This window comes from Lysinibacillus sp. DFXJR4 (genome assembly GCF_057196045.1).
Window position 1 is genome coordinate 17,610 of the sequence record NZ_JBXUNW010000008.1, and the last position, 22,105, is coordinate 39,714.

Here is a 22,105-nt window from a genome sequence, read left to right on the forward strand (position 1 = left end):
AGACAATGAGTAAACGACGAGTAGTAATTACAGGAATTGGCGCAGTTACACCACTAGGAAATAGCATCGAAGAAACTTGGACTAACATTAAAGCTGGAAAATCTGGTATTGGCGAATTAACACGTTTAAATAAGGATCTTTTCGCAGCAAAAATTGCTGCTGAAGTGAAAGACTTTGATATTGAAAAATATATTGATCGTAAAGAAGCTCGTAAAATGGATCGCTTTACACATTATGCCCTTGCAGCGTCTATCATGGCAATGGAAGATGCACAATTAACAATTGATGAGGAGCTAGCACCACGTGCAGGTGTTTGGATTGGCTCTGGTATCGGTGGTATGGAGACATATGAACAACAATTTTTAACGTTCCAAGAGCGTGGTGCAAGACGTGTAAGCCCATTCTTTATTCCGATGATGATTCCAGATATGGCTTCAGGTCAAGTGTCGATACATTTAGGCGCAAAGGGTATTAACTCTTGCTCAGTGACTGCATGTGCTTCTGGTACAAACTCAATTGGTGATGCATTTAAAGTAATTGAACGTGGTGACGCAGATGTAATGATTTCGGGTGGAGCTGAATCACCGATCGTGACGATGGCTGTTGCAGGCTTCTGTGCCAATACAGCACTATCTTTAAATACAGATCCAAAAGCAGCTTGCCGTCCATTCGATAAAAATCGAGATGGTTTTATTATTGGTGAGGGTGCAGGTATTGTTATTCTAGAGGAATACGAGCATGCCAAAGCACGCGGTGCAAAAATCTATGCAGAAGTACTTGGCTACGGTGCAACAGGAGATGCTCATCATATTACGGCTCCTGCACCAGAAGGAGAGGGTGCTGCACGTGCAATGCTACAAGCGTTAGCGGATGGAGGCGTGGAACCTTCACAGGTTGATTATATTAATGCACATGGAACAAGCACACCTTATAATGATTTATTTGAAACACAGGCAGTAAAAAAAGCCTTTGGTGAGCACGCGTATCAACTAGCAATGAGTTCTACAAAATCGATGACAGGGCACTTATTAGGTGCTGCTGGTGGTATTGAAGCTATTTTTACAGCGTTAGCACTGAAAGAAGGTATTTTACCGCCAACAATTAATTTACATGAGCCAGACCCAGAATGCGATTTAGACTATGTTCCAAATGAAGCTAGAGAAGCAAACATTGTGTACGCAATGAGTAATTCACTTGGCTTTGGTGGGCATAATGCTAGTATTCTATTTAAAAAATACGAGGGATAATTACTAAATTTTAAAAAACGTCAGCCAAATTTTACAAGGCTGACGTCTTTTTTTCTTTTTTTTCGAATAGATGATAATGAGAAATAAATTGAAAGGATGCTGCGACCATGTTCCGTCTCTTTTTATTTTTAATGAGCTACGGTTTACTAATTCTCTCAGTAGGGAATCTTATATTGTATTTGAATTATCGAACACTTGGGTACTCCTGGATCGTTGTCTTTAAATTTATGATGCATACAACAGAATTTTATATAGCTCTAGGATCAGCTATTGTGCTAGGAGCTATTGTCCTTGATCTTCGTTTTGAAAAAATTTCTAGCCAAGAAGATAAAGTATGAACTTTAGTATACCCTAAATTTGGTCAAGCATTAAATCCATTTTTATTTACGTGTACGGCCAAGGCCCATTGCTTCTTCCATGCGTTTTAATGTAGCACTTGCAATAGCATTTGCCTTTTCGGCACCTTCATCTAAAATAATATCTAATTCGGAAGATTCTACCAAATGATAGAACTTCTCTTGAATTGGTGTCAGGTGATCAATAACTGCTGTGGCAACACCCTGTTTGAATCCACCATAGCCTACACCTTCATATTTTTTCACAAGATCCTCGATAGCAATGCCTGAAATAGCTGATTCGATTGTTAGTAGGTTAGAAACACCAGGTTTATTTTCCATGTCAAATGCGACAATACCATCAGAGTCAGTGACAGCCGATTTAATTTTCTTTTCAATATCTTTTGCTGTATCTAAAAGCTTAATGGTTGCTTTTGTATTTGGATCAGACTTACTCATTTTTTTCGTAGGCTCCTGCAATGATTTAATGCGGGCTCCTGCCTTTGGTAATTGGATTTCAGGAATCGTTAAAACGTCACCATAACGTTTGTTAAAGCGCTCTGCAAGATCACGAGTAAGCTCAATATGCTGCTTTTGATCATCACCTACAGGTACAATATTTGTGTTATATAGAAGTATGTCAGCTGCCATTAATGGTGGGTATGTTAAAAGAGCTGCTGATACACTCTCCTTACCTTGAGATTTATCCTTGAATTGGGTCATACGTTCAAGCTCTCCAATTGATGCAACACATTGTAGCATCCAGCCTGCCTGTGCATGAGCTGGTACCTCTGATTGAATAAATAGTGTAGATTTTTTAGGATCAATGCCAGTAGCGATATAGGTAGCAGCTAGATTACGGATGTTTTGACGTAATTCTTGAGGATCCTGTGCCACTGTTATAGCATGTTGATCTACGATACAGTAGATTGCATTACCCTCATCCTGTAATGCAGGAAATTGCTTGAACGCACCTAAATAGTTCCCTAAGGTTACAATTCCTGTTGGCTGTACGCCAGAAAAAATAGTTGTCATGTCATTTCCTCCTTGAATTCATTACCTCAGAGTGTTGTCTATTACATAATTACTTAGCTGAGGCTTCTTTTTTTATTCAATAAAAAAACATCATGCGTCCTCATTAGATTACTAATGAAGGGACGAATGATGTTTGAATCCGCGGTACCACCCAGCTTGCCAATTAAAGGCCACTCTACTTCGTAACGTGAAGGGACGAGCATTGCTAATAAACATACTTAGTCGTTCGCAAAGCTAACTCGGAAGTCCATTCCAGATGCTTACACGATCTGTTTACAGCAACCACAGACTCTCTAAACGTGTAAAATGCATATGTACTACTCTTCGTCAAAGTTTTTACTTCATTCAAAAAAAGTCTTTCATCTCTCTAAAGACTTATTTGATGTATTGCAAAAAATTATATTATAAAGACTTAGTGAATTGCAAGTATGTAAAGTCAGACTTTTGGCGGTGTTTTTTTGCAGAAAAAAATTATATGCTTACTAAGCATGTTTTTTATTAGAAATTGCAACCAAAATTATGCAATAAACGTCTAATTTGTACACACTGAATTGACAATATTCTCGTTTAAAAATTTTAAATGAGAACAAAAACAAGGGAAAATGGAAGGTTTAAAATGCTTTGTAAATGGGAATATTAATAGTAGTTGTTAGACATGTAAAGAAGAAGTTATTATAATGAAAGCTGTATAAATAAACAGAATATTTCGAGATAAAGGTTTGTCTTTTTTTTTATTGGAACTATATTCAAACACCATAGAGTACTGTATAATGGTTATGTAGTTTTACATTACATTAATTCTAATTTAACACACTAGTTTATAGATAACGATTAAAAGGAAGGATGTGTCAGTATGATAGTAACATTATTTACTTCACCAAGTTGTACGTCTTGTCGAAAAGCGAAAGCATGGTTAGAGGAGCATGAAATTCCATATACAGAACGGAATATATTTTCTGAGCCGTTAAGCATTAGTGAAATTAAAAAAATTTTACGGATGACTGAGGATGGTACAGATGAAATTATTTCAACGCGTTCGAAGATTTTCCAAAAATTAAATGTAGATGTTGAAAGCTTACCATTGCAACGTTTATATGAATTAATTCAAGAATATCCAGGTCTATTACGCCGTCCCATTATTTTAGATGAAAAACGTTTACAGGTTGGCTATAATGAGGATGAAATTCGACGTTTCTTACCTCGTAAGGTTCGTGCTTATCAATTACAAGAAGCACAGCGCATGGTGAACTAATTTTTCCCTTTACTGCATAGAATAAATAGTAGATGTTACAAATCCTATTGTGACATCTATTTTTTTGTGTTTTACTTATGTAAAATCCTCTATATAAAGTATAATAAATAGTAGGGAAAAGTCATATATTTCCGTTAAAGTATGTTAAACTTGATTTAAGATAAATAGTTTACTACAATTTCAATAATTCAAATATCTTCTGTGAAACGGTGTATATCCTTTTCATTTTATGACGGAACAGCATACAATAGAATTAGAGACAACTGTGAAATAAAAATTGATCGATTCATCGGTTGCTCAACAGTTTTACTGTAGTGTAGTCAAAGGTTGAAAAACAAATGGAGTATGAAGGTTAAAAAAGATGAATAAAAGCATACTAATGAAACAAAACTGTTTTTCGACAAATGACAGTGAAGGGAGATGAGGTCTAGTGGACATCGAACGTGTAAATGAAAATACACTCAAGCTCTTTATTACGTACAATGATATAGAGGATCGCGGCTATAGTCGTGAAGAAATTTGGTACAATCGAGCAAAGGGTGAACAACTTTTTTGGGATATGATTGATGAAGTAAATACGGATGATTATTTTGATGTTGAAGGTCCGATTTGGATTCATATCAATGCGTCTGAAGTAGGCTTGGAAATCATTGTCACACGTGCACACATATTAAAAGACGGTGAAACATTAGATGGTCATTCGCATTTTGATGAACAAAAAGATATGTATGCCCCTTTTGATGAAGTTGGAGAGGATCTTCTTAGCCAGCTAACTCAATTTGGTGACATAGATGAGTCAGAATTATTTACGGATACAGATATTTATGTTTATAAATTTAAAGATATTGATGAGTTAATCCCTGTAGCGAAACGTATGACAGACGAATTAGTGGATTCCTCATTGTTCAAATATGAAGGTTGGTACTATCTAGTAGTTGATTTTGCAAACGCTGACGAAGATTTAAATCGTCACGATAGAAATGCTGTTATCAAAGAATTTTTAAGTCCATCAAATTTCACAATTCATCGCTTAGAGGAATACGGTGAAAAAATTATGGAATTTAATTGCTTTGAAACAGTGCGCAAATACTTTCATTAAATAATTTACCTTTTAGGCTGTAAACCCTTGATTCAATCAAGTTGTTTACAGTCTTTTTTGAGTTTAATTTTTAAATTTCAAGAAAAAGCCGTTAAAAAGTTGTTGCTAGATAAGTACTTCCTTACAATTAGGCAAAAAGGAGACGATTTTATGTTAATTGCCTATAATGAGGAGCGGCAGCTTTTTCTCCCATATCAATATACGAGGGAAGATTTACAAAGATATAGGCGATTTATGAAATTTTATTGCCCACAATGTCAGCATCCTGTTCACCTTAAAATCGGTAAATATAATATCCCTCATTTTGCTCATCAATCAAAAAATAACTGTGCCCAGTTATTTGCCGAGGGTGAGTCACAACTTCACTTGCAAGGAAAACTACAATTATTCGAATGGCTAAAAAAGATAGGGCATAGAGTAATGCTAGAGCCTTATTTAAAAAAGCTTTCGCAGCGGCCAGATTTACTTGTAACGAGTGATCGAAGGCAGGTTGCTATTGAATTTCAATGTAGCACAATCACTCATGAAAAATGGTTATCACGTACATTGGGATATAAGAAAAATGCTATCCAGGTATTATGGCTTTTTCAGACACCTCTAAAAAATTCATCCCTACAAGGCATTCAAAAGCTCAACATTTCCCCTATTTTGCAAAAAGTCATTGCATATACAGCGCAAGACCAGCCCTATTTAATAACCTATGATGCAAAAACGGCTAGATTTATTTATTGGACGAATCTTTTGCCTGTTTATGGATATACTTTTATAGGAAAAGTTCAAGAAATAACTACTAATAAGCAGCACTTTCCATTTTATGATCCTGTAGTGATTACACTAGAAGAATTCAGGCTATATTGGCGGCTTTATAAAAGATACTGTCGGCAATTTGCCTATCAGCGGCTACTACATAATCATAAGGGTGTACAGGATGCATTTTTACGTAGTTGCTATGAATTAGGTTTTACTCTTACTGCTATGCCTGAGTACGTAGGTATACCTGTAAAAGCTAGTGAGGCAATTCCTATGTTCTCTCTCGAATGGCAAACCATTTTACATTATTTTTGCCGGGGTATTCAGCAATTGCCTCATGAACTAAATAAAAGCGAGATTCGATATTTTTTAAGTGAACAAAATATAGATATTACAGATCAAGCAGTGAAGGCTATCCAAAATTATGGAGCCATATTTGCGAAAAATTATCAAAACCATTATATTCCAGATATATGTGAGCATGTGTATGCACATTTATTTGCAATTGCCACAATATACTGAGAAAATATGAGAGTATAGGAAAAACTCACATAATAAGGGGGCTGGCACATGGCTAGTAACAAAGTTTTAGTAAGAAATGAAGTTCCAGAAGAGCTAACTTGGCGTTTGGAAGACATATTTGCAACTGACGCTCTTTGGGAAGAAGAGTTTAAGGAAGTCGCGGAAATTGCCAAGAAAGCATCTAGCTATGCAGGTACGTTAAAAAATGGAGCAGATGCTTTATTAGCAGTATTATCTTATCATGACCAGATTTATGAACGAGCAATGAAGCTTTACACTTATGCCCATATGCGTTATGACCAAGACACAACAAACAGCGTCTATCAAGATATGAATAGTCGTATTCAAACACTAGCGACTAGTATCTCAGCTGCCCTATCGTTTTTAACACCTGAGATTTTATCATTAAGTGAAGAAACAATAGAACAATATCTAAAGGAAAATAAAGACCTACAACTATATAAACAATCCTTAAAAGAGATAACGATGGCTCGTCCTCATATTTTGCCGGCGGAACAGGAAGCATTACTGGCACAAATGACTGAGGTAACAGGTACAGCTTCAAATACATTTGGGATGTTAAACAATGCTGATTTAGTTTTCCCTAAAGTGAAAAATGAAGATGGAGAAGAGGTTCAGCTTACACATGGAAATTATATTAAGTTTTTAGAAAGTAAAGATCGCTCTGTTCGAGAAAATGCTTTTAAAGCAATGTACGAAACGTATGGTAATTTTAAAAATACATTTTCTGCAACATTAACTGGGAATGTGAAAAAACACAATGTAAATGCACGTATTCGAAACTATGATTCTGCTCGCGAGGCAGCAATGTCCAATAACTTCATTCCAGAAAATGTTTATGATCAATTAGTGGAAACAATCCATAAACATTTACCAGCTATGCAACGTTATATTTCATTACGTAAAAAGCTATTAGGCGTTGATGAGTTGCATATGTGGGATTTATTTGTACCTCTTGTTAAGGAAGTAGAGATGAAGGTCACTTATGATGAAGCCAAGGATATTTTAGTGAAAGCTTTAGCACCACTTGGTGAGGAATACCAAAGCATTGTACAGAGTGGTTTTGATAATCGCTGGGTAGATGTTTTAGAAAACAAAGGGAAACGCAGTGGTGCCTACTCATCGGGTGCATATGGAACAAACCCATATATATTAATGAATTGGCAGGACAATGTGAATAACCTCTTCACCTTAGCTCATGAATTTGGTCATAGTGTACACAGTTATTATTCACGTAACAATCAACCCTTTGTCTATGGAGATTATTCCATTTTCGTGGCGGAAGTAGCTTCAACATGTAATGAGGAGTTATTGAATGATTATTTACTGAAGACTATTGAAGATCCTCAACAAAAAATATATTTATTAAATCATTGGTTAGATGGCTTTAGAAGTACTGTTTTCAGACAGACAATGTTTGCAGAGTTTGAACATCGCATTCATCAAATGGATAAGAATGGTGAATCTTTAACGGCAGATCGTTTAACAGAGGTTTACTATGATTTAAATAAACAATACTTTGGTGAGGATATTGCTTTAGATGAGGAAATCGGCTTAGAATGGGCACGTATCCCACATTTTTACTACAATTATTATGTTTATCAATATGCTACAGGAAAATCAGCAGCAACGGCATTAAGCAAACAAATTTTAGAAGAAGGGGCACCTGCTGTTGAACGTTATATTAATAACTTCTTAAAAGCAGGTTGCTCTGACTTCCCAATTGAGGTATTAAAGGCGGCAGGTGTTGATATGAACGTGGCAAAACCAATTGATGATGCATGTAAAGTATTTGAAGAACGTTTAGATGAGTTGGAAAAATTATTGTTGAATAATTAATTAGCGAGGCTGTAGGAAAATTTCTACAGCCTTTTTTTGATCATTCGCCTACCAATAAAAAAGAAAAGAATAATGATTTTTTTTGATTTCTATATGTTTGAAAGTGCACATCTTGGAAAAATACTGTCTGTAATCGCTTTCTATTTGACAAATTTGTGAATCTACTATCGGTATCATTGCTAAATTTATTATTCCATGATAAAGTAAATCTTGTGAAATAAATCACAAAACAAACATACACCCCTTTGTTTGAACGTGAACATTTCTCCCATCCCCTTTGTGAAAAAGAGGCGTCTCTATCTGTCGAGGATAGAGGCGCTTCTTTATTTATATTTAAAAATATTCATTAAAAAATAGGGACCCAACAAAAAATGTCGAGTCCCTATCTTTATGATAATAGTATAATTGCATTATTTAATACGCCAAAGTGTAGCGTGATCTGTCTGAATTCGTTCAATCTTTTGTTGCAGCATACGTTTCTTTAATTCACGTTCAGCTGCTTGCTCAGTTAATGAGTAGATAAAAGCTACTTCATTTGTTGAGATTGTATGAAATTTGGAAAATAACTCTTCTATTGTTGGTAAGGGTTGACGTACAAGTTGTTCATCTAGCATCTCTTGTAAAATATGTTCATAAACTTCATAGGAATAGCTACCGCTAACTTTAAGCCCCTCATCTTCAATGCACTCATTAAAAAATACAATACTCGGCACTTCATCTACTTCCATTTCGCGTTTTATATATAAATCGCATTGGAAGGCACGTGCAGCTTCCTTTGAACCAAAATCTGCAGTGAATTCATTCATATCTAATTGAACATCCTCTGCAATTTTTAATAGTGTAGCATAGGAATTTACATCTTCATGACTTAGTAATACATATTCTTGTAATTTCGACAAATAGCGTGCACCTGAACGTTTGCCCTGTAATTCAGCTGCTTTAATAGCGATAGAAGGCAAAACAGGGTGATTTATGTCGAGTTCAATACCTGAAATACATCCCTTTACACGCTTACTGAGACAATTTAATGACGAAAGCTCTGTGCTTAAGACAAAGCGCCATGTAAAGTAATGGTTGTATTCAAGTTGTAATTTACGAAGAATAGCATGCATACTGTAAGCTTCAGGACAAAGTGGATCTACGAAAATATACAATTCAATAGGCTTATTAGCAGTCGTAATCACTGGAGTTGGCTCTTGCAGCATTTGAATATTATTCACGTAACAATTCCCCCTCATCGTCATTTGGCGTATTAATCATGTGATGAGCTGTTAATACTAAACGTTGATAATAAGTTTCGCGGAACTTCCCTTCCAACCCAACTTCATCCATTGCTTCGGACATACATTCAAGCCATGCTTGAGCACGATCAGGTGTAATAGCAAAATTCATATGCCGTGCACGCATCATTGGATGTCCATGCTCCTCAGTAAAAAGATTCGGACCACCTAAATACTGTGTTTGAAATTGAATTTGTTTGCGGGCTGTCTCTGTCAAATCTTTCGGAAAGATTGGAATAAGATCAGGATGCTGTGCAACTCTTTTATAGAACGCATGAATAAGTTCTGACAGTTTTTCAGCTCCCAGCTCCTCATAAGGAACAGTGTATTTTCGAGTCATAAGTTAAATGCTCCTTTAATTCTTTATATCGTAAAGTACAATTTTTGTATCTTCATTCACTAGAAGACTCTCAACTCTAAAGATGATGAGATGAAAGTTTGAACGCAACGTACGATCGCCAAGGCAGAAGTAATACTTTGTCATCAGGAAAATATGAAATTCTTGTGACTACCTTCATTCTATCAACGTCTTTTCGTTAACACAAACAAAGCGCTCTTTCGAAAGGTTTTTTGCTAGAAAAGCACAAATTTCACCAGCGTGGGTGAAATTTGTTGAAAAAGACCGTAATAACAGTGATTATGCTATTAAACTGTAAAGTAATTCATTACTTTTTTGACATAATTCTGTGTTTCTTTGAAAGGTGGAACACCACCATATTTTGTAACACGTGATGCTCCAGCATTATAAGCAGCTAAAGCAAGTGTTGGATCATTATCAAATTTATCTAGCATTTGGCGTAAATATTTAGCTCCAGCCATAATATTTTGCTCAGGATCAAAGGCATTTGAAACCCCTAAATACTGAGCTGTTTTTGGCATTAATTGCATTAAGCCTTGCGCTCCTGCATGACTTAGCGCTAAAGGATTAAAATTAGACTCTTGTTTGATAACAGCAGCAATAAGCTTTTCAGGTACATTATACGTTGCTGCTGCCTTCTCAATGATTGAAGAATATTGATTTGCTCCTGATAATGAATTAGCATACGCTGTTGAACCGATCACATCATCTGAAACATATGAATCAAGCTTTGTACTAGATTGTGAGCTTGCTAATGCTGCTTGCACATAGGGAGGTATGAAAACGGCGTTAGAGCCCTTATATAATAAGGCTTGTGCGTTTTCAGATACGTTATTTTGAAGTGCAGAGGAACCATTTAATCCAAGTAGACTAGAAAGTTTTGCATGACTAGCCGTCGTAGCATCTCCAAGCAATTCGCCAATCATATTAGAGAACATCGAGCTACTGTCTGTTACAGAGTTGGAAGATGTGTTTTCTGTCGCTCCTAGTGTTTGCAATGCTTGAATTTCAAGTAACGTTTTAATTGACTGGATATCCAAGAAATTGGTCACCCTTTCCTGTTGATATTAGTTTAGCTATTCGTATTATTTTTTTCTGCTTGTAAAGCCTTCATAAAGCGTGCGATTTTCTTATCTGAAGCTTTTTTTTCAATTTGATATTGCTGTAGAAATTCGTCGAAAATCACATTTCCTTTTGTTGCATCTTTTGATTCATATTCTACCTCATAATCGTCACACTGCAAATAGAAAGAATGATCAAAAACTAGAAGACCGTCTTTATACGGTATTTCAACACGATCAGTTGTCAATGATCCAAAAACGGCTAGTTCATCAAGGGAAATATGATATTGAGCAAGTCTTTTTGCTACTTCGTGTGCATAAAAACCTTTACCCTCTATCGTTAGTTGAGCTTGCTCAGCAGTTAACACATCCGTTGTTTCTATGTGTGTGTGTGCCGCACTTTTTTCCTTTAACGTACACTCATAATAATTGTCAATTTGTCTAATTCGTAGCCCGCTTTGTCTATTTTTTATCGCTTGAGAGGGCGTGTCGAAATAATGATTAGTTTGACGATGAATAGCATTTTCTTGAATGTGAAATTCTTGTAGTAAATGCTCATATTGTTGCTTTGTCAAAAGGTTTTTAAATTCAATTTCAAGTTGTTGTGCCATTTTTGTTCACCTATCTATTTTTATTTTTCTAGTTTTGTTCATAGGGCAATTTAATTTGAATCACATTGCTGCTTAACATAGCTATTTTGAACAAAGTATTATTTCTTGATTTAACATTTACACACTGCAACTATTTACCCTGTATGATAAAATAAGAGGAAGAGTACGACGAAAAGGGGAACCGCATGTGCGTAAAATTTATACAATTGAAACATTGAATTTTGAAAACGATCATCTTCATTTTAGTTTAAACGACAATGAAGAAAATTTACAGTTAAAACCTGCTGCACAATTGATAGCAGATTCTGATGACTTTGCATTTATTTATTTACTTGATGCAGGAGAGGACTATCATTACTTGCGTTTTCCACCGAGTAGTTGGGAGAATCTTGTACATATTTTACAAAAAAAGCAAAATCCAAAGCTACAGCTAGGTGAAAAAGTGATTGAGCTTACAAATTTCTACGATGAATTAGAAATGCTCGTGTATAATATTGAAGGAAATTACAATTATGGAGCAGAATTTGTCCAAGCAGTGGAGCAACACTTTAAGACAATTCTCGCTGAATAAAAAGACAAAACGAACAGACGGTGTTGGTTTTGTTCGATACCGAATGTCGGGAGGTTTTTGCGATGGGACAATGGGAAATATTTTTAAGTCCTTATAAACAAGCAGTAGATGAATTAAAAGTGAAGTTAAAGGGTATGCGTTCCCAGTTTGGCATTGTCAATGCAAATTCACCAATTGAATTTGTCACTGGACGTGTAAAGCCTTTAGCTAGTATATATGACAAAACATTAGAAAAAGGACTAGCCTTTGAGCCCTCTAAACAATTAGGCGATGAGCTGGGAGATATTGCTGGCCTTCGAATTATGTGTCAATTTGTAGATGATATTTCGACAGTGACGGAACTTATACGCCAACGTAAAGATATGCGTGTAGTAGAAGAGCGCGACTATATTACACATAATAAACCAAGTGGGTATCGTTCCTATCATATGATTGTAGAGTATCCTGTAGAGACGATTCAGGGGAAAAAAGTAGTTTTGGCTGAAATTCAAATACGAACACTAGCCATGAATTTCTGGGCATCTATTGAGCATTCATTAAATTATAAATATAAAGGGATGTTCCCAGAGGAAATAAAAAATCGTCTTCAAAGTGCTGCAGAGGCCGCTTTCCGTTTAGATGAGGAAATGTCATCCATCCGCAGTGAGATTCAGGAAGCACAGGCTTACTTTAGTGAATACAAAGAAGCATCGAATCCTAATTTACTATCTGAGAAGGAGCGTGACACACAATGAAATTTTCCATTCAATCACGTAGAGATGCACAATCGAACGAATTAATGGAGCTAGCCAAAACATATTTACAGGATTTTGGCCTAACATATGAGGAGGAATCACCAGAAATTGTTGTTTCTATTGGTGGGGACGGTACGTTATTACATGCTTTTCACCGCTACTCACATTTATTAGATCAAGTTGCATTTGTGGGTATCCATACAGGGCATTTAGGTTTTTATGCTGACTGGAAGCCGTCTGAATTAGAAAAGCTTGTTCTCTCTATTGCCAAAAAGGATTTTAATGTAGTGGAGTATCCTCTATTAGAAGTAAAAGTAGAGCATCATAATGCGGAATCCAATACGTATTTAGCATTGAATGAAGCAACAGTAAAATCACCTGATGTCACATTGGTAATGGATGTAGAGTTAAATGGTAATCAATTTGAACGTTTCCGTGGAGATGGCCTTTGTGTATCAACGCCTTCTGGTAGTACTGCCTATAATAAAGCCCTTGGAGGAGCTATTATCCACCCAACACTAGCGGCACTTCAAATCACAGAAATTGCATCCATTAATAATCGCGTTTTCCGTACAGTTGGTTCACCGTTAATCCTACCAGCGCATCATCACTGTATATTACGTCCTGTTAATGATCAAAACTTTAATATGACTGTGGATCATTTGCAAGTCACACAAGGCGATGTGAAGTCAATTGCCTTTAATGTAGCAAATGAACGTGTCCGCTTTGCCCGTTTTCGTCCATTCCCATTCTGGGAGCGAGTGCACGAATCATTTGTCGCAAATGAATAAGATGGATACAAGATTTACGCTACGTTTTATTGCAGAAAAGGAAGGGCAAATATTGCGGGAAGCCTTACAAGAGTGGCGAATCTCAAAGCGAGCGTTAACAGCCATTAAATTTGATGGTGGCTTAATAACTGTCAATAAAGTGGAATGCAATGTCAGACATATCTTACACATTGGCGATCAGGTTGAGGTGAAGTTTCCTCCTGAAGAGAAAAGTGAAGGTCTAGCTGTTGAATATGGTAATCTTTCCATTATTTATGAGGACGATGTTATTTTAGTCCTTAATAAACCAGCCTATCAAAGTACCATTCCCTCAAGGGAGCATCCTTCTAACAGCATAGCCAATCTAGTATGCGGTCACTTTCAACAACAAGGTCTAGCATCTACTGCTCATATTGTGACGAGGCTTGACCGTGACACCTCTGGTTTACTATGCATTGCTAAACATGCTCATATCCATCATTTAACAGGACTTGCACAGCGCAGTGGGGAGATTTCCCGTCAATATGAAGCAATTGTGCATGGACATGTTGGTCAGGATATACAATCCATTATTATGCCTATCGGACGGAAGGATACAAGTATCATTGAACGAGAGGTTCGTGAGGATGGTCAATTTGCTCATACAGATGTGACCGTTTTACAGCGTTTTAATTTTAATAATAGGCCCATGACTCATATAAGATTAAAGCTTCACACGGGTCGTACACATCAAATAAGGGTGCATATGGCCTATCTAGGACATCCACTTATTGGGGACGAACTTTATGGTGGTAGTCGAGAACAGTTAAATAGACAAGCTCTACACTGTGTCTCCTTAGCTATGTTCCACCCGTTGACTGGAGAAAGTCTTCACTTTACAAGTGCATTAAATGAAGATATGCAACGATTAATTCGTGACTCCTTGGCTTGACCATAATCAGTCATAGTGTCAGTTATTTTAAGTGAAAACTATTGCTGAAACATGTTAAATAATCAAGGAGATGTTCGCGCAATCGGGCATCTCCTTATCGTTTTACTGTAGCGAGAAAGTGAACGATACGGTGAATAATTTTTTTAACGTTAGGTTTACAGAAATTATAATCATTGTAGGGTATAGTAAGATAGAATCTTCTATAAACCGGAATTGAAGTTTTCGCTTAAGATTAGTTTCAATTGTTTGAAATAAAAAAAGGGTTTGCAGAAAAGGCATCATACACTCTATTATATAGAAGGTAGATTTGCGGCAACCTATTAAAGATTAAATGCTCGGAAGGAGGGGACAAGCATGATAGAGGAAAGAAATGAAAAGGATGATGTGCAATTCGACGAAGCACATTTACGAGAAATGCTGGAAGCACATGATATTGATGCATTCCGTGAAGAGTTTTTAGAGCTTCATCCATATGATCAGGCAACGTTTTATGAGAAGGTGGAACCTGATATAAGGAAGATCATCTATTCATTCTTGGCTCCGACTGAAATGGCTGATATTTTTGAGGCAATTGATATAGATGATGATGAATATACTGCATATCTAGCAGAGATGGAACCTTCTTACGGTGCTGAAATGCTTTCACATATGTATGCAGATGATGCGGCAGACGTATTAAATGAGTTAGATACTGAGCAACGTGAAAGCTATTTAGGCATGATGGATGAGGAAACGGCTGAAGAGATTAATGAGCTTCTTAGCTATGATGAATATACAGCCGGTTCAATCATGACAACAGAGTATGTTGCAATTCCAGAAAACTCGACAGTTCGTTCAGCTATGACCATCCTACGGAAAGAGGCGCCAGATGCAGAGACTATTTATTATATATTTGTTGTCGATGAGGCGCATCGTTTAACAGGCGTTATTTCCCTTCGTGACTTAATTATTGCAGATGAGGATACGTTAATACGCTCTATTATGAATGAACGTGTTGTGATGGTACATGCAGGAGATGACCAGGAAGAAGTTGCTCAAATTATGAAGGATTATAATTTCTTAGCAACGCCAGTTATTGATGATAAGGGCGAATTACTTGGCATTATAACAGTTGATGATATTATTGATGTTATCGATGAAGAAGCTTCAGAGGATTACTCGAAATTAGCGGGTATTTCCGATATGGATAAATTCGATACGACTTCCTTACAGGCTGCAAAGAAACGCTTGCCATGGCTTGTGATACTACTTTTTTTAGGTATGCTAACAGCAAACTTAATGGGGCAATTTGAAGCAACATTAGAAAAGGTTGCGTTACTTGCAGTGTTTATTCCACTTATTTCAGGTACTTCTGGAAATAGTGGTACACAGGCTTTAGCAGTAGCAATACGAGGAATCGCAACAGGTGATGTAGAAGAACATAGTAAGCTAAAATTGCTAGCACGTGAGGCAGGCACAGGCTTAATGTCTGGGGTTGTATGTGGTTTGATTGTTATTGGCATTATCTATATTTGGAAGCAAGAGCTCTTATTAGGAATGTTGGTAGGGGCAGCGTTATGTGGTTCAATTTTAGTAGCAACACTTGCAGGCTCTTTTATTCCACTTCTAATGCATCGCTTGAAAATTGATCCAGCCGTTGCATCAGGTCCTTTTATAACAACATTAAATGATATTACAAGTATTTTAATTTACTTAGGTTTGGCAACAGCATTATTAAGTCAAATAGGCTAAGAACCAAATCACTCACCTTTGCATATTGTATGAAAAAAAGGGAAGTGAGTAATGTGGATCGTGAACCACGCTTATTTATAAAATCACCATCATATTTCCTAAATATTTCTAAGGTGTTGCATGAACTCGAATTGGAAGAAAGTACATCTGTGTATGTAAGGGATGGCTATTTTAGTGTGCAGCCTGTGGAAGAAAATGAAGAAGTGATTGAAGAAGTCCAAATAGATCCCTATTTACTAAAGCAACTTCGATTTTTAGAAAAACCATTTCGACAAAAAGCATATCAGCCATTATTAATTTGTTTAAAAGATGGTAGAAAATTAAGCGGTTCAGCGTCAGAGGTACAGATCGATTCATTAAAGCTTACTTCTTTAGAATTGAAGACACAAGAAATTATTTATTTTGAGGATATTGATCAAATATTTTGGCGAGGAAGAAAATTGCCGACTCTATGAAAAAAGTGTACAGCAGAGGATGCTGTACACTTTTTTTATGTGTAGTGTGTCAAAGGAGAAAAGATTTAGTCACATATCCCTAAGTCAACATCAGCGATACATTGTACTGCGCAGAAGCAAGATAAATCTACAGTAATACAGCTCTCAGTAGAATTCCAATCATCTACTTTACAGATTTTTTTCATGTTGACACAGCAGCCATCCCGGCTTAATAAATCTACTGTACTTTCGCTAGAGTCAAAAGAACATAAAGGCTCTAACACACGTAATGTAGCACAGCACTCATCAAACATATCTTCTACACGGAAGAAGACAGATGTACAAATACATGGATCTGCTGTTGGAGAATTAAAGAATGCTTTAAAAGGAGTACCATCTTTTGTAATTAACATGAATACACGTGTATCTGCATGAGAGCGTGCAGGACTTACAATGCCTCCAAGTGGTTCTAAGAAGCAGTTAGCTGTACATGGTTGACACTCTTCTCTCACCGCTTGATTTTGAATATCTAATATAGCGCGAACTACGTCACAAACGCAGCCTGCTGAATGGATTGGTCCAATAGGATTTGTTGGCTTACCACAACCCATATTGTCACCTCCTTTCCTCGTTACTACTTCTACAATATGTCCTTATGAAAAATGGACACGGGCTTTTGTATGTATCGGCAAATGAATAGTTTTTTTATGTATGGAGAAACTTTAAACAAAAGGAGGGAGAGACTTGAAGCTACTCGGATTAATGGTACCTCTATTAGTCAGTTTGTCACTATTAAGTGGTTGTGGTGAAAAAGAAAAATTCGTTATCTACGGTTCGTCAGAAAACAAAAAAGATGTTGAATCCATTTTAAAAGAAGACTATGTGGAAAAAACAACGGTTATTCAATATGACGATAGTATGCTTGTAGCAGTTCAAATTAAACCATGGGATAAGTGGAGAAAGACTAAATTAGAGAAAAAATTACAAAAGAAATTTGATAAAAAATTCCCAAATAAAGAAGTTTTCGTTTCAGCTGATTATAAAATTTATTATGAAGCCAATAAAATAAAAAAGGATAAAGTTGAAAATAATATACTTAGCGATAAAATCACTGAACTGAAAAAACTTGCAAAGGAGGAGACATAAGTGGAAAAAGAGCAATATAAGCAACTTGAACAAAATGTTACACCAAAGCCACCCATTTTAAAGAATGTTGTTAAGGCATTTTTTGTCGGAGGTCTCATTTGTACAATTGGCCAAGCTGTGTCATTGTTTTACATCATTTTCTTTAATTTTACGGAAGCAACAGCAGGAAATCCTACAGTTGCTACAATGGTCTTTTTTGCCATGATTTTAACAGGCTTTGGCTTATATAAAAGAATTGGTCAATTTGCTGGTGCAGGATCTGCCGTGCCTGTCACAGGTTTTGGTAATGCTGTTATATCGGCAGCTATTGAGCATCGATCCGAAGGGTTAGTACTTGGTGTTGGTGGGAATATATTCAAATTGGCTGGATCTGTCGTGTTATTTGGTGTAGTATCTGCCTTTTTTGTTGCACTTATTAAATATATTTTAGTGACGATTGGAGTGGTTTCATGGTAATTGTTTTTCAGTCGAAGCCATCCTTAATAACAGGTGGTGTTGTAGCAGGTCCACTTGAGAAGCGAAGCATATTTAGCCAATATTTTGATGCAATTTATGATGATGAGCGATGGGAAATGAAAACCAATGAACAGGGACACCGAAAAATGGTGGAGGAGGCCTGTGAATTTGCCATAAAAAAAGCAGGGGTGCAGAATCCAGATATTGATTATTTAATGGGTGGTGATTTAGTCAATCAAATGACACCAACCAATTTTGCGGCGAGAGATTTAGCCATCCCCTTTGTTGGGTTATTTTCTGCATGTGCGACTTCCATTTCTTCAGTGATTATAGCGAGTCTTTTAACAGAGGTCGGTGCAGCTAATTTATCATTAGCAGGTGCATCTAGTCAGCATAATGCTATAGAGAGGCAATTCCGTTATCCCATTAATTATGGCTCCCAAAAACCTCAAACTGCACAATGGACAGTAACAGCTGCAGGGTATGCCCTAATTGGTAAGCACCGTGAGGAGTACCCTTCTATAGAGGCAGCAACTGTCGGAAAATCTATTGATTATGGGATGGACGATCCTTTTCATATGGGTGCAGCAATGGCGCCAGCTGCTTTCCAAACAATCCAATCTCATTTAGAGCAGCGTAATCAAAAAATGTATAATTATGATCTAATTTTAACAGGCGATTTAGGTCAGCTTGGCTTGAAGCTATTAAAGGGAATGCTTGTAGATAGTGGCATAAAAAATGAAGAACTCACGATATTACGTGATGCAGGTGCAGAGTTTTACGGACAGGATGAATCATTCCAATCTGGTGCAAGTGGTGCAGGCTGTTCGGCAGCTGTTTTTTTTAGTTATGTTATCCAACAAATGCGAGCGGGTGCCTATAAGCGAGTGCTTCTTGTCGCAACAGGGGCATTACTTTCTCCACTTTCATTTCAGCAAGGTGAAACAATCCCATGTACGGCACATGCAGTTGAAATTACAATGAAATGAGGCAAAAACTATGGTAATGACATTTGTGTTTGCATTTATTGTCGGAGGTATTATTTGTGCTATTGGTCAATTAATGATGGATGTTGGTAAATTAACACCTGCTCATACGTTAAGTACATTAGTTGTGGTGGGCGCTATACTAGACGGTATGGGATTGTATGAACCCCTTATTGATTTTGCTGGAGCTGGAGCTACTGTGCCAATTACATCTTTTGGAAACTCATTAACACATGGGGCAATTGCAGAGGCAGAAAAACATGGGCTTGTAGGTGTATTAACGGGTATGTTTGAAGTAACCAGTTCGGGTATCAGTGCAGCTATCGTCTTTGGCTTTATTGGAGCATTAATTTTTAAACCAAAAGGAAATATCGACTAGACGAATAACCCTCCCATTTCTACACCGAAAACATATTATAGGTTGTAGAAGGGAGGGTTGCTTTTATGGGATATCAAGGCTGGTGCGCTCAACCATATGGAGGTAATGTTGGTAGCTGGAACAATAATTATTGCGGAGGCAATGACTATGGTGGCTATTGCTATGGAGGCTATGGCGGTGGCAATAGTTCAACATTTGTTCTAATTGTTGTTCTTTTCATCCTGTTAATTATCGTAGGCGCTACTTTCGTAAATTAATGTGGCATTAGATAAAGGGCTTTAACTTTTCTTTGGAATTTCTAAAATAAGTTAAAGCCTTCACTAGTTGCTTTGACATGCATACAATAGTAGAAACTAAACTGATTTTAATGATAGGAGGGGAAACATGAATCGCTCGTTTTTTAATTCAATTGAACAAAAAACAGGAGTATCAATGGAGGAAATTTTCGCATTAGCAAACGCTATTCAACATGCTGATTTTAAAAGTGAAAAACAAGTAAGAAAAATCGTAAGACGTGTAGCTAAGGTGTCCAATAGACAAATAACTCAAGAGCTAGAAGATAAATTAGTACAATCTATTATTCAAGATGGAGCTTCACTAGATTTAGATAAAATTACTAGAATGATGAAGTAAGATGAATGTACTATTAATCAAAGAAATATTTGTAGACAAATAAGGGTGTTACGATATGCCATGGCATTATCGTAACACCCATTTGTTAAATCTCTTTTTCCATAGCACGATGCGGAATGCCAGCATCCATAAATTCAGGTGAAGTGACTGTGTAGCCAAGCTTCTCATAAAAAGGGATAGCATAGCTCTGGGCATGAAGCTTTAATTTTTGTTTATTCATGGAAATGGCGTGTTTCTCCATTTCCTTCATAATTAAAGCACCAAGTTTTTTTCCACGTTGGTCTTGCAAAATGCAAACACGTTCAATTTTAGCAGCTTCATTTTCGATACTACGTAAACGTGCAGCACCAACAGGTTTGTTGCCCTCATACATAATGAAATGCGTTGCAGTTGCATCCTCCGCATCACATTCAAGATGAAGCGGAACACCTTGTTCTTCTACAAAAACTTTTTTGCGCACTGCAAACGCATCATCATGTTCTTCCTTTGTCTCCACTATCTTAACGTTGTACAAAACTTACTCAGCTCCAGTCAATCGGAATGTTTCATAAGTTGTCCATGAGCCGTCTTCTAATTGATAAAGTAAATGAATGCGGTCAATCGTATCTTTTTCATCAACGCCCGTCATACGTAATTGTCCAAAAATATCATCGTGCTCAGAGTCCGTCATTTTTTGTGCAATTGTAATATGTGGTACAAAGACATGCTTTGGTTCACCAAATGGTACTTTTTCTTGTATGGCTTCGTTGAATGCTACTAATTGTTCAGTGGGTTCAATGCGGAAATAAATCGCATTGGTTGTTGGGAAAAACGAACTTATGCGTGATGCATGAATGTTTAAAGGTGCATAATTGGCAGTAAGCTCATCTAATTGCTTTACGATGGATTGAATATCTTCTTCCGTAGCATCAAAGCTGTCTTTTAATGTCATATGCGGAGTAATCTGCGCATAATGAGGATCGTAACGTTTGCGATAAGTGTTCGCTAAATCTTGCAATTTTTTTGATGGAAATGCCACAATACCGTACTTCATAGTCCATTACCTCCCGAAAATAAACAATTTTTCTATTTAAGTATAACAGAAATTTTCCTTTTCGTAATTTGAATCGCCTAAGATTAATTGAAATTTTCTATCAATGCACGTCTTAAATCAGGCTTCCAGTATTTCCACGTATGATTGCCTTCAAATTCATCATAAAATGTAGAAAACCCTTTGCTAAGCAAGAGGTTATGCAGTTGACGATTAGGTGTTAAAAAATCTTTTATAGTTTTGTCCATCGTTACAACCTTATCTTCTCCCTTACCAATAATGTGATAGATAGAGATTGCCCCAGGATCTTTAAAATTTTCTACCGCCTTAAGAACATCCTCATCTACATAGGGTGATTGCATGATGACCTTGCCAAAAATACTTGGATATTTTAATGCAGCCATTAAGGAAGCGGTTGCAGCCAGCGAATCACCAATTACTGCACGACTCATTCCCATCTGGTAGGTTGCATATTCAGCATCTAAATATGGCACAAGCTCATGGGCTAAAAAACGTAGATAGGCTTCGTGCTGTTCTCCACTCGGAATATATTTGTGGCGCCGATCCTTAATATCTTTATAAGGAACGAATGCAATAATTAAATTTTCGATTTCATAGTCATCAATCAGTTCATCTGCAAGTTTTGTAATACCTCCAAGCTGGAAGTAATCCTTGCCGTCAGATGCAATCAAAATGTTATATTTATAAAGTGGTGAATAATTAGCAGGAACATAAATATAAAGCTGTAATTCCTCCTGCAATGCTTCACTATAGAACTTTAAATCCTCTACAGTTCCCTTATCCAATGGTGACACTCCTTCTTGTGTTTGTAACAAAATTGTACCATATTACCAAAGTAAAGGTATAATAGGTTGGGCTAGACCTATACTAGCA

General features: G+C 36.7%; 27 protein-coding genes and 1 other annotated feature. Of the genes, 18 read left to right on the forward strand and 9 right to left on the reverse strand.

Features of this window, described 5'->3' with window-relative positions; genetic code table 11:
- The first annotated feature begins 5 nt into the window (after positions 1–5).
- Together fabF and AC2CGN_RS16020 are read left to right on the forward strand one after the other, a co-directional pair.
- On the forward strand, positions 6–1,247 hold the full coding sequence (gene fabF / locus AC2CGN_RS16015; RefSeq protein WP_484514894.1) for a beta-ketoacyl-ACP synthase II: 1,242 nt from the start codon (positions 6–8) through the stop codon (positions 1,245–1,247).
- A 107-nt stretch (positions 1,248–1,354) separates the two neighbouring features.
- Complete coding sequence (locus tag AC2CGN_RS16020; RefSeq protein WP_484514895.1) at positions 1,355–1,585, forward strand: YuzI family membrane protein; 231 nt, start codon at positions 1,355–1,357, stop codon at positions 1,583–1,585.
- Positions 1,586–1,627: 42 nt separating this feature from the next.
- Here AC2CGN_RS16020 and trpS read toward each other — a convergent pair whose 3' ends face one another.
- A complete protein-coding gene (trpS, locus tag AC2CGN_RS16025) occupies positions 1,628–2,617 on the reverse strand; it encodes a tryptophan--tRNA ligase (RefSeq protein ID WP_429980418.1) in 990 nt (329 codons plus the stop codon).
- Positions 2,618–2,732: 115 nt separating this feature from the next.
- Positions 2,733–2,957, reverse strand: a binding site (T-box leader).
- Between the two features lie 516 nt (positions 2,958–3,473).
- Between trpS and spxA the strand changes: the two genes are divergently transcribed.
- From spxA to pepF, 4 genes are all read left to right on the forward strand, one after another.
- Positions 3,474–3,869, forward strand: coding sequence for a transcriptional regulator SpxA (gene spxA, locus AC2CGN_RS16030; RefSeq protein WP_025116803.1), 396 nt, complete (start codon positions 3,474–3,476; stop codon positions 3,867–3,869).
- Between the two features lie 430 nt (positions 3,870–4,299).
- Positions 4,300–4,968, forward strand: a complete 669-nt coding sequence (gene mecA / locus AC2CGN_RS16035) for an adaptor protein MecA (RefSeq protein ID WP_283870878.1) — start codon at positions 4,300–4,302, stop codon at positions 4,966–4,968.
- Between the two features lie 150 nt (positions 4,969–5,118).
- Positions 5,119–6,240 carry a competence protein CoiA gene (locus AC2CGN_RS16040; protein ID WP_484514897.1) on the forward strand — a complete coding sequence of 374 codons (1,122 nt, stop codon included), beginning with the start codon at positions 5,119–5,121 and terminating at the stop codon, positions 6,238–6,240.
- A gap of 48 nt (positions 6,241–6,288) precedes the next feature.
- Positions 6,289–8,100, forward strand: coding sequence for an oligoendopeptidase F (gene pepF / locus AC2CGN_RS16045; protein WP_286925361.1), 1,812 nt, complete (start codon positions 6,289–6,291; stop codon positions 8,098–8,100).
- 410 nt (positions 8,101–8,510) lie between these two features.
- On the opposite strand, the gene AC2CGN_RS16050 is transcribed toward pepF, so the two are convergent.
- From AC2CGN_RS16050 to AC2CGN_RS16065, 4 genes are all read right to left on the reverse strand, one after another.
- Entirely contained in the window at positions 8,511–9,320 is an 810-nt protein-coding gene (locus tag AC2CGN_RS16050; protein ID WP_283870881.1) for a DsbA family protein, read from the reverse strand.
- Positions 9,313–9,720 carry a globin domain-containing protein gene (locus tag AC2CGN_RS16055; RefSeq protein WP_054770130.1) on the reverse strand — a complete coding sequence of 136 codons (408 nt, stop codon included), beginning with the start codon at positions 9,718–9,720 and terminating at the stop codon, positions 9,313–9,315. The genes AC2CGN_RS16050 and AC2CGN_RS16055 overlap by 8 nt, the downstream gene beginning before the upstream one ends.
- A gap of 305 nt (positions 9,721–10,025) precedes the next feature.
- Positions 10,026–10,778: a lytic transglycosylase domain-containing protein gene (locus AC2CGN_RS16060; RefSeq protein WP_484514900.1), complete on the reverse strand. Its 753-nt coding sequence runs from the start codon at positions 10,776–10,778 to the stop codon at positions 10,026–10,028.
- A gap of 32 nt (positions 10,779–10,810) precedes the next feature.
- Complete coding sequence (locus AC2CGN_RS16065; RefSeq protein WP_484514902.1) at positions 10,811–11,410, reverse strand: CYTH domain-containing protein; 600 nt, start codon at positions 11,408–11,410, stop codon at positions 10,811–10,813.
- Between the two features lie 187 nt (positions 11,411–11,597).
- Here AC2CGN_RS16065 and AC2CGN_RS16070 point away from each other — a divergent pair, with 187 nt between their 5' ends.
- The 6 genes from AC2CGN_RS16070 to AC2CGN_RS16095 all read left to right on the forward strand — a co-directional run bounded on the left by AC2CGN_RS16070 (position 11,598) and on the right by AC2CGN_RS16095 (position 16,602).
- On the forward strand, positions 11,598–11,981 hold the full coding sequence (locus AC2CGN_RS16070) for a UPF0738 family protein (protein ID WP_286925358.1): 384 nt from the start codon (positions 11,598–11,600) through the stop codon (positions 11,979–11,981).
- Positions 11,982–12,043: 62 nt separating this feature from the next.
- The gene (gene yjbM / locus AC2CGN_RS16075) at positions 12,044–12,715 is read left to right on the forward strand and encodes a GTP diphosphokinase (protein ID WP_283870885.1); all 672 of its coding nucleotides are present in this window, start codon (positions 12,044–12,046) and stop codon (positions 12,713–12,715) included.
- Complete coding sequence (locus AC2CGN_RS16080) at positions 12,712–13,506, forward strand: NAD kinase (protein ID WP_286925356.1); 795 nt, start codon at positions 12,712–12,714, stop codon at positions 13,504–13,506. The genes yjbM and AC2CGN_RS16080 overlap by 4 nt, the downstream gene beginning before the upstream one ends.
- Before the next feature lies 1 nt (position 13,507).
- On the forward strand, positions 13,508–14,416 hold the full coding sequence (locus tag AC2CGN_RS16085; RefSeq protein WP_484514904.1) for an RluA family pseudouridine synthase: 909 nt from the start codon (positions 13,508–13,510) through the stop codon (positions 14,414–14,416).
- 354 nt (positions 14,417–14,770) lie between these two features.
- On the forward strand, positions 14,771–16,147 hold the full coding sequence (gene mgtE, locus AC2CGN_RS16090; RefSeq protein ID WP_429984434.1) for a magnesium transporter: 1,377 nt from the start codon (positions 14,771–14,773) through the stop codon (positions 16,145–16,147).
- 53 nt (positions 16,148–16,200) lie between these two features.
- Entirely contained in the window at positions 16,201–16,602 is a 402-nt protein-coding gene (locus tag AC2CGN_RS16095) for a hypothetical protein (protein ID WP_484514906.1), read from the forward strand.
- A gap of 65 nt (positions 16,603–16,667) precedes the next feature.
- Here the strand turns inward: AC2CGN_RS16095 and AC2CGN_RS16100 are convergent, their stop codons facing one another.
- Complete coding sequence (locus AC2CGN_RS16100) at positions 16,668–17,192, reverse strand: CotY/CotZ family spore coat protein (protein ID WP_286925353.1); 525 nt, start codon at positions 17,190–17,192, stop codon at positions 16,668–16,670.
- A gap of 133 nt (positions 17,193–17,325) precedes the next feature.
- Between AC2CGN_RS16100 and AC2CGN_RS16105 the strand changes: the two genes are divergently transcribed.
- The 6 genes from AC2CGN_RS16105 to AC2CGN_RS16130 all read left to right on the forward strand — a co-directional run bounded on the left by AC2CGN_RS16105 (position 17,326) and on the right by AC2CGN_RS16130 (position 20,181).
- Positions 17,326–17,727, forward strand: a complete 402-nt coding sequence (locus AC2CGN_RS16105; protein ID WP_286925352.1) for a YhcN/YlaJ family sporulation lipoprotein — start codon at positions 17,326–17,328, stop codon at positions 17,725–17,727.
- Positions 17,728–18,183 (forward strand): stage V sporulation protein AC, encoded by a 456-nt coding sequence (gene spoVAC / locus AC2CGN_RS16110; protein ID WP_286925351.1) that lies wholly within the window; start codon positions 17,728–17,730, stop codon positions 18,181–18,183.
- Positions 18,177–19,172: a stage V sporulation protein AD gene (locus AC2CGN_RS16115; protein ID WP_286925350.1), complete on the forward strand. Its 996-nt coding sequence runs from the start codon at positions 18,177–18,179 to the stop codon at positions 19,170–19,172. Before spoVAC ends, AC2CGN_RS16115 begins: the two co-directional genes overlap by 7 nt.
- A gap of 16 nt (positions 19,173–19,188) precedes the next feature.
- On the forward strand, positions 19,189–19,548 hold the full coding sequence (spoVAE, locus tag AC2CGN_RS16120) for a stage V sporulation protein AE (RefSeq protein ID WP_376781232.1): 360 nt from the start codon (positions 19,189–19,191) through the stop codon (positions 19,546–19,548).
- 65 nt (positions 19,549–19,613) lie between these two features.
- Complete coding sequence (locus AC2CGN_RS16125; RefSeq protein WP_286925349.1) at positions 19,614–19,805, forward strand: YjcZ family sporulation protein; 192 nt, start codon at positions 19,614–19,616, stop codon at positions 19,803–19,805.
- Between the two features lie 127 nt (positions 19,806–19,932).
- Positions 19,933–20,181: a stage VI sporulation protein F gene (locus AC2CGN_RS16130; protein WP_283870892.1), complete on the forward strand. Its 249-nt coding sequence runs from the start codon at positions 19,933–19,935 to the stop codon at positions 20,179–20,181.
- A gap of 85 nt (positions 20,182–20,266) precedes the next feature.
- On the opposite strand, the gene AC2CGN_RS16135 is transcribed toward AC2CGN_RS16130, so the two are convergent.
- From AC2CGN_RS16135 to AC2CGN_RS16145, 3 genes are all read right to left on the reverse strand, one after another.
- Positions 20,267–20,695, reverse strand: coding sequence for a GNAT family N-acetyltransferase (locus AC2CGN_RS16135; protein ID WP_286925348.1), 429 nt, complete (start codon positions 20,693–20,695; stop codon positions 20,267–20,269).
- 3 nt (positions 20,696–20,698) lie between these two features.
- The gene (locus AC2CGN_RS16140; RefSeq protein ID WP_427538538.1) at positions 20,699–21,214 is read right to left on the reverse strand and encodes a YjcG family protein; all 516 of its coding nucleotides are present in this window, start codon (positions 21,212–21,214) and stop codon (positions 20,699–20,701) included.
- An 83-nt stretch (positions 21,215–21,297) separates the two neighbouring features.
- The gene (locus AC2CGN_RS16145; protein ID WP_286925347.1) at positions 21,298–22,017 is read right to left on the reverse strand and encodes an alpha/beta hydrolase; all 720 of its coding nucleotides are present in this window, start codon (positions 22,015–22,017) and stop codon (positions 21,298–21,300) included.
- Positions 22,018–22,105 lie beyond the last annotated feature (88 nt).